The 9,171-nt window shown below is 40.6% G+C and carries 9 protein-coding genes and 1 pseudogene; 2 read left to right on the top strand and 8 right to left on the bottom strand.

Going from position 1 to position 9,171, the window contains the following annotated elements; translation table 11 throughout:
- Positions 1-76: 76 nt before the first annotated feature.
- From moaD to WAX78_RS23480, 4 genes are read right to left on the bottom strand one after another with little or no spacing between them, the layout of a single operon-like run.
- Positions 77-310 carry a molybdopterin converting factor subunit 1 gene (moaD, locus tag WAX78_RS23465; RefSeq protein WP_336484456.1) on the bottom strand — a complete coding sequence of 78 codons (234 nt, stop codon included), beginning with the start codon at positions 308-310 and terminating at the stop codon, positions 77-79.
- A complete protein-coding gene (locus WAX78_RS23470) occupies positions 307-777 on the bottom strand; it encodes a molybdenum cofactor biosynthesis protein MoaE (protein ID WP_336484457.1) in 471 nt (156 codons plus the stop codon). Before WAX78_RS23470 ends, moaD begins: the two co-directional genes overlap by 4 nt.
- Positions 774-1,289: a molybdopterin-guanine dinucleotide biosynthesis protein B gene (gene mobB / locus WAX78_RS23475; RefSeq protein WP_336484458.1), complete on the bottom strand. Its 516-nt coding sequence runs from the start codon at positions 1,287-1,289 to the stop codon at positions 774-776. The genes WAX78_RS23470 and mobB overlap by 4 nt, the downstream gene beginning before the upstream one ends.
- Positions 1,259-2,548: a molybdopterin molybdotransferase MoeA gene (locus WAX78_RS23480; RefSeq protein ID WP_336484459.1), complete on the bottom strand. Its 1,290-nt coding sequence runs from the start codon at positions 2,546-2,548 to the stop codon at positions 1,259-1,261. The genes mobB and WAX78_RS23480 overlap by 31 nt, the downstream gene beginning before the upstream one ends.
- A 95-nt stretch (positions 2,549-2,643) precedes the next feature.
- Here WAX78_RS23480 and moaC point away from each other — a divergent pair, with 95 nt between their 5' ends.
- Entirely contained in the window at positions 2,644-3,126 is a 483-nt protein-coding gene (moaC, locus tag WAX78_RS23485; protein ID WP_336484460.1) for a cyclic pyranopterin monophosphate synthase MoaC, read from the top strand.
- A 44-nt stretch (positions 3,127-3,170) separates the two neighbouring features.
- On the opposite strand, the gene WAX78_RS23490 is transcribed toward moaC, so the two are convergent.
- Both WAX78_RS23490 and moaA read right to left on the bottom strand, forming a co-directional pair.
- On the bottom strand, positions 3,171-4,184 hold the full coding sequence (locus WAX78_RS23490; RefSeq protein ID WP_336484461.1) for a molybdopterin-synthase adenylyltransferase MoeB: 1,014 nt from the start codon (positions 4,182-4,184) through the stop codon (positions 3,171-3,173).
- Between the two features lie 16 nt (positions 4,185-4,200).
- Positions 4,201-5,214, bottom strand: coding sequence for a GTP 3',8-cyclase MoaA (gene moaA, locus WAX78_RS23495; protein WP_336484462.1), 1,014 nt, complete (start codon positions 5,212-5,214; stop codon positions 4,201-4,203).
- A gap of 253 nt (positions 5,215-5,467) precedes the next feature.
- Here moaA and WAX78_RS23500 point away from each other — a divergent pair.
- A pseudogene (locus WAX78_RS23500) lies at positions 5,468-5,737 on the top strand (respiratory nitrate reductase subunit gamma); the annotation flags it as partial.
- A 176-nt stretch (positions 5,738-5,913) separates the two neighbouring features.
- Here WAX78_RS23500 and WAX78_RS23505 read toward each other — a convergent pair.
- Both WAX78_RS23505 and WAX78_RS23510 read right to left on the bottom strand, forming a co-directional pair.
- Positions 5,914-7,158 (bottom strand): YHYH domain-containing protein, encoded by a 1,245-nt coding sequence (locus WAX78_RS23505; protein WP_413789232.1) that lies wholly within the window; start codon positions 7,156-7,158, stop codon positions 5,914-5,916.
- 543 nt (positions 7,159-7,701) lie between these two features.
- On the bottom strand, positions 7,702-8,949 hold the full coding sequence (locus WAX78_RS23510) for a YHYH domain-containing protein (RefSeq protein WP_336484463.1): 1,248 nt from the start codon (positions 8,947-8,949) through the stop codon (positions 7,702-7,704).
- Positions 8,950-9,171: the final 222 nt, after the last annotated feature.

Genomic DNA, 9,171 nt, shown 5'->3' on the forward strand with positions numbered 1-9,171 from the left:
TTTTGTTCAATGTTTCACAATTTCCATTGCTTCCCTCCTGCCTAATCACGCTCTATCATGATTAGGCAGGAAAGAATCACCCGCCGCTAACTGGCGGAATCAATGCGACAACGTCACCATCTTGAATGATATCATCTTCATTTGCATATTCTTCATTAATTGCTACCATTGTGTGCTGTGAAAGGGATACATTGTAGTCTTTCGTCACAAGTTCCTTCAATTCTGATACGGCAAGATTTTGTACATCAATTTGTAATTGATGCGCTCCAGCTTCTTCTTGTAAATGAGAAAATAATAATACTGTAATCATTTCATACTCTCCTTTCCTGGTTCTCCCTTTGGATACGACGTTTGTTCTAATTGATCGCCAATCCATTTCTCACCGTCTTCCCAAAACTCTTTCTTCCAAATAGGCACAATTTGTTTAATGCGCTCCATAATGTACTCATTTGCTTCGTACGCTGCTTTTCGGTGCGGCGTTGATACCGCGACAACTACCGCAATATCAGAAATTTGCAGCGTGCCAATGCGATGCGTAATCGCCACATGTGTTCCTGGCCACTTTTCTTTTGTTTCCTCACCAATTTTGGCAAGCATCTTTTCGGCCATCGAACGATACGCAGCATATTCTAAGTAAAGTGTACGGCGTCCTTTCGTAAATTCACGCACTGTACCAATGAATGTCGTCACAGCGCCGCATTCACGGCGAATGACTTTCTGCGCTACTTCTTCAATGGAAATGGGTGTATCCACTACTTCAAAATACGTATTTATCATTTTGCATCCCTCATTCTTTGTACAAACCAATTTATATACTCTGCCTCTTCTGTTATATGAAAAACTTTATAGTTCTCGTGCCATGTTTTTGGTGCCTCATTCCATGTAATAACGGCGATCACATTTTCTACACTTTCTAATAAAGAGGCATCTTCCTCTGACCTAAGTAAAACCACTTTCGGGTATGGTTCTTTTTTATACCCTTCAACGATAATGACCTCCGCTTCAAAACATGTATACAAACGAATGATTTCTTCTAAAGACCAATGGCGCTTAGCAGATAAAGACAATAATCCGTCACCTTCTACTGCACTAACGATCGCTCCAGCTTGGCGATGGCGTTCGCTATCTTTTTGCAGCGGCAGCTCTGGATATCCTCCGTGCCCATGATGCTTAATCGTTCCTACTCGCATGCCTTCATTCGTTAAAGCTCTAATCAGTTTTTCTGCCAATGTCGTCTTCCCGCTATTTTGATACCCTACTATTTGTAAGACTGGAACGGCTCTTTCCATGGCCACTCACTTCCTTGCTCTGCTTCTAATAAAAGGACAGTAACCGTCATACCTTCTTCAAAACCGCGCGTACCACCTGGTAGGACAATAAACGCATTCGCATCGGCGAGTGAAGACACAGCACTTGATTTATCAAGTCCAACTGGCACTGCTTGCAGTTGTCCGTTTACTATTTCTACTTTCCCGCGGACAAAACGTGTAAATGGATTTGCTTTCGGAAACCCCTTCATTAAAATGGCATCACCTCGGTACATATGAGGCTGCTTCCTATGTAGAAATGTCTGAACAATAGGACGCACAAACAATTCAAATCCAACATAGCAAGCAGACGGATTACCTGATAATCCAAATAATAATTTTCCGTTTACTTCCGCTACCGTCGTTACACTTCCTGGCCGCATCGCTACTTTATTGAACAGTACATGAGCTCCAAGCTTCTCATAAATAGCCGGTAAATAATCATAATCTCCAACTGACACGCCGCCTGTTGTAATGAGAATATCGACTTCTTCCATTGTTTTTTTTACCATCTCGTAGCAAGTATCAAAGTCATCTGCGAATTGTCCATAATACCGAACCGTGCCGCCAGCTCGCATAATTTGCGCAGCAATCATATACGAGTTACTGTTACGAATTTTCCCTGGTTCAAGCGGCTCATGAACTTCTAACAGTTCACTTCCTGTTGTTACAATTCCAATAACAGGACGCCTTGCAACAGCTACTGTACTATAGCCAAACGTTGCAAGAAGTGCTGCCACTCCTGGATTAATCACTGTTCCCTTTTCCACAAGTACATCATGTTGCTTTACATCTTCACCTTTAAATGAAATATTATCGCCTAATTGAAACGGACGCTTCAACTTCATATATGTTTTCTCGTCTTTTTGAAATCCTTCTGTAAGCTCGAGCATCACAACCGCATCACAACCAGTTGGAATCGCTGCACCGGTCATAATGCGCACAGCTTGAAATGCCTTCACTTCTTCTGTAAAAACAGAACCAGCACCAATTTCTCCAACCACTTCAAATTGGGCTGGATGCTCCTGACTTGCCTTTTTTGTATCTTCTGCACGAATTGCGAAACCGTCGTACGGAGAGCGATCGAAATGAGGGACATCATGATCCGCTACTACGTCCTCGCCAAGAATTCGCCCATAACTTTCTGTAAGCGGTACTCGCTCTACTTCTCCATGTTTTGCATATTTCATCACATGTGCTACTGCATCACCAACTGCAATTGGTATTCGTTTTTCTAGCATCATTTTCACCCCACGTTTGCAAAATATCACATCTTCATTACAATTTTTATTGTACAATGCTAATCATAATAGTAATTACTTCAAGGAGGAATTCCATGTCTTCATTTACTCATTTTAACGAACAAGGCCGCGCAAAAATGGTCGATATTAGCGATAAGAAGATTACCGTGCGAACAGCTATCGCTCGTTCTAGCATCATTGTGACGAAAGAAATTTATGATAAAATCACTCATAATGAAATCGGAAAAGGTGATGTCCTAGCCGTTGCACAAATCGCTGGTATTATGGCAGCAAAGCGTACTTCTGATATTATTCCGATGTGTCATCCGCTGCTTCTAAAAGGTGTCGATATTTCCTTTGACTGGAATATTGCAGATGAACAATATCGTTTGCTTATTGAAGTAAAAGTGAAAACAGAGGGCAGCACCGGCGTTGAAATGGAAGCTTTAACTGCAGCCTCCGCTACTGCTCTTACCGTATATGACATGTGCAAAGCTGTCGATAAAGGCATGATCATCGGTGAAACATACTTGTTTGAGAAAACAGGCGGTAAAAGCGGCGATTATACAAGAAATTAGTCTTAAACCCCTTCACCGAATCCAAAGGGGTCTCCCCTTTGGATTCACCCTATATAACGAGCGTATAATCGCTTTGCCACTTGTATATCATTTGTACCATGAACAAATGCTCGCCCATCTTGGAATATAACGAAGCGATATTCATCGACATGAAATGATAATAAGTATGGTGTCCTCTGTACAGATAAACTTCTTTGTAAGCGCTTTTCTAATTCTTCTAAGTTAAGAAGCTGATTTATACCTGGGCGAATCTGAACTGTATTTCGGCCGCACAGCACTTCTGTTTTCATTTGCGCCTCAAATGTTAAGCTTGGATATGTCCGCAATTTACCGCAAGATGAGCAATTCTCTTTTTTCTGCCTGTTTACTTTAAATGCCATATACTGATTGTTCCAAAGATCGAATGTTACCATCGTTTCTCGCAATGCTTCAAAATCTCCAACTAGTATTTTTAAAGCTTCTGCGACCTGATAAGCAACAACCATTTGCACAGCTGGTTGAATAATCCCCGCTGTATCACACGTTTCTCCGCTCGTTGGATGCTCCATCAAACATCGAAAACATGGTGTTTTCCCTGGGATAATCGTATACGTTACACCATAACTGCCCACACAACCACCGTATATCCACGGAACGTTATACTTCTGTGAAATATCGTTAATAAGAAGACGCGTATCGAAATTATCTGTTGCATCTATTATTACATCCACGTTCTTAACAAGCTGTTCCATTTCTTGCACCGTTACATCCGTTACAGCTGGCTCGATATCCACTTCAGAGTTAATTCGCTTTAAATGCTGCGCCGCTGCAACTGCTTTCGGTACATAACACTTCGCATCTTCTTCTGTATATAATTGCTGCCTTTGTAAATTGCTCCACTCGACATAATCACGATCCGCAATCGTCAACTTGCCAACTCCCGCCCGGACAAGCGCCTCGGCATTTGCCGCGCCAAGTGCACCAGCGCCAATGATTAATACGTGTTTTTCACCTAGATTTCGCTGGCCATTTTCACCAATTTCTGAAAATAGTATTTGCCGTGAGTACCGCTCTTGCATCTTGACCCCTTCTTTCTTATCCGCCAATATATGACATTTCAATTTTCGGGCGGTTATTTGCACTTTCTTCCGTTCGTTCATCTGAATAACGATCACTGCGCTTCGTCCACACATCTTGCACGACTTGGAATAATTCTTCATCATCTATACCCCTGCGTAGAAGCGTTCGTAAATCCGTTCCTGTTGTTGCAAATAAACATGTGTAAAACTTACCTTCTGCTGATATGCGCACTCTCGTACAAGAAGAGCAAAATGATTCAGAAACAGATGTGATAAAGCCGACTTCTGCCTCAGTTCCAACATATCGATAACGCTTTGCCACTTCACCAAAATAATGCGGATCTACTGGCTCAATTGGATATACACGTCCAATCATATCGATTAACTCTTTTTTCGTGATTACTTGTTTAAAGTTCCAGCCGTTCGTACTCCCAACATCCATAAATTCGATAAAGCGAAGAGGGATACACTGCTCTTTACAATAAGCGGCCATCTTCAAAATTTGGTTATCGTTCATTCCCTTTTTCACGACCATATTGATTTTTACTTCTAACCCGACGGATCTTGCTGCTTCAATTCCTCGTAATATAGGCTTCGTGCTTACATTACGGCCGTTAATGCTTCGAAATACATCATCATCTAGTGCATCCAAACTGACGTTTACTCGTTGTAAACCAGCTTCTTTTAAAGCTTTCGCTTGCTTCGTTAAATGAATACCGTTCGTCGTTAGACCAATATCTGTTAGACCTTCTAATTTCACAAGACGTTCTATGAGCTTTGGTAAATCTTTACGAAGTAACGGTTCGCCGCCAGTTAATCGAATTTTCTTGACACCCATGCGAACAAAAAGTTTAGCTACTCGCTCAATCTCATCAAATGTGAGCAAAAACTCATCTTTTAAAAACGCATAATCTGGTCCAAACACTTCAGCCGGCATACAATATGTGCATCGAAAATTACAACGATCAATAACAGAAATGCGTAAATCTTGAAGCGGACGCTGCCATGCATCTAAAACCTTCTCAGTCATCTTCACCCCTCCTTCTTGCTGCATGTATATCTATTTTTATTCTATTATAATATATTTTTAAACGGGGTGTTTTTACCCAAAACTCTTTATCTTTTTTAACTGCCTTTCATTTGCCTTTATCATAAAAAAAGAACAGCAATTTGCGTTGTGATATTTCTCACATTACTTTCTTCATTCAAAAATTCTTCACAATTCTGTTCAAAAACTGTTCACAATTATTTAAATGAAAAAACTGCTTGCATTTGCACTATAGCTTGCAGGACTTTCTTCTACATTTTTAAATATTGATTCAAACGCTTTTGATTATCGAACAACGATTGGCCCATGGTTCCGCAGCCTCTTTATTTTCCAGCCTAAAGCTGAGTATATGGCAGAAGTACCAATTTGGTTTAAAATTCACATCGCTTCTGCTATGGGACTGTTTGCAACATGGCCATTCACAAGACTCGTTCATGTCTTTAGCGTTCCCGTGAAATATTTACGACGCAGCTATGTTATTTATCGAAAAAGAAAACCGATATAATCTAACGAAATGAAATTTTAATCAGCAACAGTTTTACGCGATAAAGTGAAACTTCCATCAGTGGGGTTTTCTTCATTCCTCACTGATGGAAAGCTGCCCAAAAATAGCTGGATAAAAAATAGCACCTATCTCATTTTCCATGATTAGGTGCTACTTCATCTTTCATTTTCAATTCATTATTTCGTAATGCTTTCTTCTTCCGAGTCATAATGATACGTTAAAGTATACTGACCTGACGGGAGCCCCCATGTACTACTGTCTCCTGAGTTTATTGAAATATTTAAGTATACTTTATTATCTTTTAATGTAATTTCAACCTTACCAGAATGTCCCCATCCATCATTCTCAAAATTCAAGACTGCTTTATTATTTTGGAATGTTACAGTATCATAAGCTAAAGCAAAGTGTGCAGCTCCTTGTGACATGTAACCTACTCCAACTTCTGCCTCGTTTCCAGATGTAAAATTAATTACTGCACTTAGATTCGTTGGAATTTTCTTCAAATCCTCAATATCTGCTGGCAGTTCAATATTACTCCAACTCCCACGATACTCGGTAAGACCATCTACATACACAGCATTCGGATCCCAAATACCGTCACTTGCTAAGTAGTACCACTTACCGTTATCTTGAATCCAACCTGTTCGCATTGCTCCGCTTCCGTTGAAGTAATACCATGCGCCTCTTACTTGTTGCCAACCCGTTTGCATTGCTCCACTTCCATTGAAGTAATACCATGCGCCTCCTACTTGTTGCCAACCCGTTTGCATTGCTCCACTTCCGTTGAAGTAATACCATGCGCCTCCTACTTGTTGCCAGCCTGTTTGCATTGCTCCGCTTCCGCTGAAGTAATACCATGCACCTCCTACTTGTTGCCAGCCTGTTTGCATTGCTCCGCTTCCGCTGAAGTAATACCATGCGCCTCCTACTTGTTGCCAACCCGTTTGCATTGCTCCGTTTCCGTTGAAGTAATACCACACGCCGCCTATTTGTTTCCAGCCTGTTTGTTTCACGCCGTTTTCATTGTAGTAATTCCATACAGAACCGTTTTGTTTCCAACCCGTTTGTACCGTTTGAGCTTGTTGCATGGCACCGTTTGCCCCAAGTGTATAACCGTCAATCGTTGTATTAGCTGCCATTTGGCCATTACTATAAAAATAGTACCAAGTACCATTAATAGCCTTCCAGCCTTTCGCTTTTGTGCCATCCTTGTCATAGAAATACCATTTTCCATTATCATCTTTCTTCCAATTGTTATGATAATGGTATTCTCCTGTTTCAAGTCCATATTTCGCACAGTTTGTATGACACGTATGACCTCCGTTTGCATCTAATCCACCAGGGCTTGCATATACAGATGTCGTTGATCCAACAATAGTTAGTCCAAATGCCATAGCTAACGCTTTCATGCTTTTTTTCATCTATTTCCTTCCCCCTTCTATTTTTCTATGTACCAATCATCATTATATTACATCCATATAATAGCAACAAAGGTTTATTTTACAACAAAATAGTATCCTAATAAAAAGAATAATAGATTTCTCATTGATCCGTCGGAACTTGTATACACAAATATTATGATTAACCATACTTCGCATACCTGTCTCATTCTCATCCATCTATAATAAAGTGAAACTTCCGTCAGCGGCGAGGTTCTTCCTCCTTCCCTGATGGAAAGCCCGCCCAATCGAGCTTTTACGAGCCGTTATCCCCCACCTATCTTCTGTAGAAAAGCGGAAGCGGCTCGTCCAGAATCGCAGGACGCCCTCGTCCGAGGGGGCGAAACGACCTGTGATTCTAGCCGCTAGAGCTGGACAACACTTTTCTCTGAATCTTGAGGTGGGGGTCTTATTGCCCGCGAATAGCGAGATAAAGTCTAATGAAATGAAATTTTGATTAAAAGAAAAAACACCTCCTTAATTCGCATACTAAATGTGAATTAAGTGGAGGTGTTTTTTCTTTTATTATTTCGCAACAGCTTCTTCTCCCAAGCCATAATGATACGTTAATGTATATTGACCTGCTGGGAGACCCCATGTACTGCTGCCTCCTGGATTTAGTGAAATATTTAAGTATACTTTGTTGTTTTTTAATGTAATTTCAACCTTACCAGAATGCCACCAACCATCTTCGTCAAAGTACAAAACCGCTTTATTATTTTGAAATGTTACAATGCCGCCAGCCTCAGCATGGTGGACAAATCCTTTTGATGCGAAAGCTACTTCAACTGATGCTCTATTTCCAGAAGTAAAATCAATAACTGCACTCATATACGTTGGCAATTGCGTTAAATCATCAGTTTTTGGCAGTTCAACATTACTCCAGTATCCTTCATATTGCGAAAGAATGTTATATATAGCATTTGGATTCCAAACGCCGTTATTTTCTAAATAGTACCACTTACCATTATCTTGAATCCAGCCTGTTTGCATTACTCCGCTTCCATCGAAGTAGTACCATGCACTTCCTACTTGTTTCCAGTTTGTTTGCATCGCCCCGCTTCCGCTGAAATAATACCATACACCGCCTATTTGTTTCCAGCCTGTCTGCATTGCTCCGCTTCCGCTGAAGTAGTACCATACGCCATTGCCTTGAATCCAGCCTGTTTGCATTGCTCCGCTTCCGCTGAAGTAGTACCATACGCCATTGCCTTGAATCCAGCCTGTTTGCATTGCTCCGCTTCCGCTAAAGTAATACCATGCTCCATTAATTGACTGCCAGCCCGTTTGCATTGCCCCGTGTCCATTGAAGTAGTACCACACACCGCTTATTTGTTTCCAGCCTGTTTGTTTCACACCGTTTGCATTGTAGTAATTCCATACAGATCCGTTTTGTTTCCAACCTGTTTGAACCGTTTGAGCTGTTTGAGCTTGTTGCATCGCACCGTTAGCACCAAGTACATAACCATCAATCGTTGTATTGGCTGCCATTTGACCATTACTATAAAAATAGTACAAAGTACCATTAATATCCTTCCAGCCTTTCACTTTTGTGCCATCTTTGTCATAGAAATACCATTTTCCATTTTCATCTTTCTTCCAATTGTTATGATAATGGTATTCTCCTGTCTCAAGTCCCCATTTTGCACAATTTGTATGACACGTATGACCTCCGTTTGCATCTAATCCACCAGGGCTTGCATATACAGATGTTGTTGATCCCATAATAGCTAGTCCAAGTGCCATAGCTAACATTTTCATGTTTTTTTTCATCTATTCTATTCCCTTCCCCTTCTATTTTTCTATGTATCAATAATCATTATATTACGTCCAAATAATAGTAATAAATATTTATTTTACCATCAATAAACATCCGAATAAGAGGAATAATAGATTTTTTATTCTATCATACCTTTCGAGAGGACTCCCACCTCTAAACATATGTGAAGGTGGTGAGGTGAATCGAAAAAATATTTTATGTTCAAAAAATAACAG

This window comes from Bacillus yunxiaonensis, assembly GCF_037104695.1.
Classification (GTDB): Bacteria; Bacillota; Bacilli; order Bacillales; family Bacillaceae_G; genus Bacillus_A; species Bacillus_A yunxiaonensis.

Coding starts and splice junctions, on each gene's coding strand:
- moaD (WP_336484456.1), bottom strand. CDS start 310: ATGATTACAGTATTATTATTTTCTCATTTACAAGAAGAAGCTGGAGCG.
- WAX78_RS23470 (WP_336484457.1), bottom strand. CDS start 777: ATGATAAATACGTATTTTGAAGTAGTGGATACACCCATTTCCATTGAA.
- mobB (WP_336484458.1), bottom strand. CDS start 1,289: ATGGAAAGAGCCGTTCCAGTCTTACAAATAGTAGGGTATCAAAATAGC.
- WAX78_RS23480 (WP_336484459.1), bottom strand. CDS start 2,548: ATGCTAGAAAAACGAATACCAATTGCAGTTGGTGATGCAGTAGCACAT.
- moaC (WP_336484460.1), top strand. CDS start 2,644: ATGTCTTCATTTACTCATTTTAACGAACAAGGCCGCGCAAAAATGGTC.
- WAX78_RS23490 (WP_336484461.1), bottom strand. CDS start 4,184: ATGCAAGAGCGGTACTCACGGCAAATACTATTTTCAGAAATTGGTGAA.
- moaA (WP_336484462.1), bottom strand. CDS start 5,214: ATGACTGAGAAGGTTTTAGATGCATGGCAGCGTCCGCTTCAAGATTTA.
- WAX78_RS23505 (WP_413789232.1), bottom strand. CDS start 7,158: ATGAAAAAAAGCATGAAAGCGTTAGCTATGGCATTTGGACTAACTATT.
- WAX78_RS23510 (WP_336484463.1), bottom strand. CDS start 8,949: ATGAAAAAAAACATGAAAATGTTAGCTATGGCACTTGGACTAGCTATT.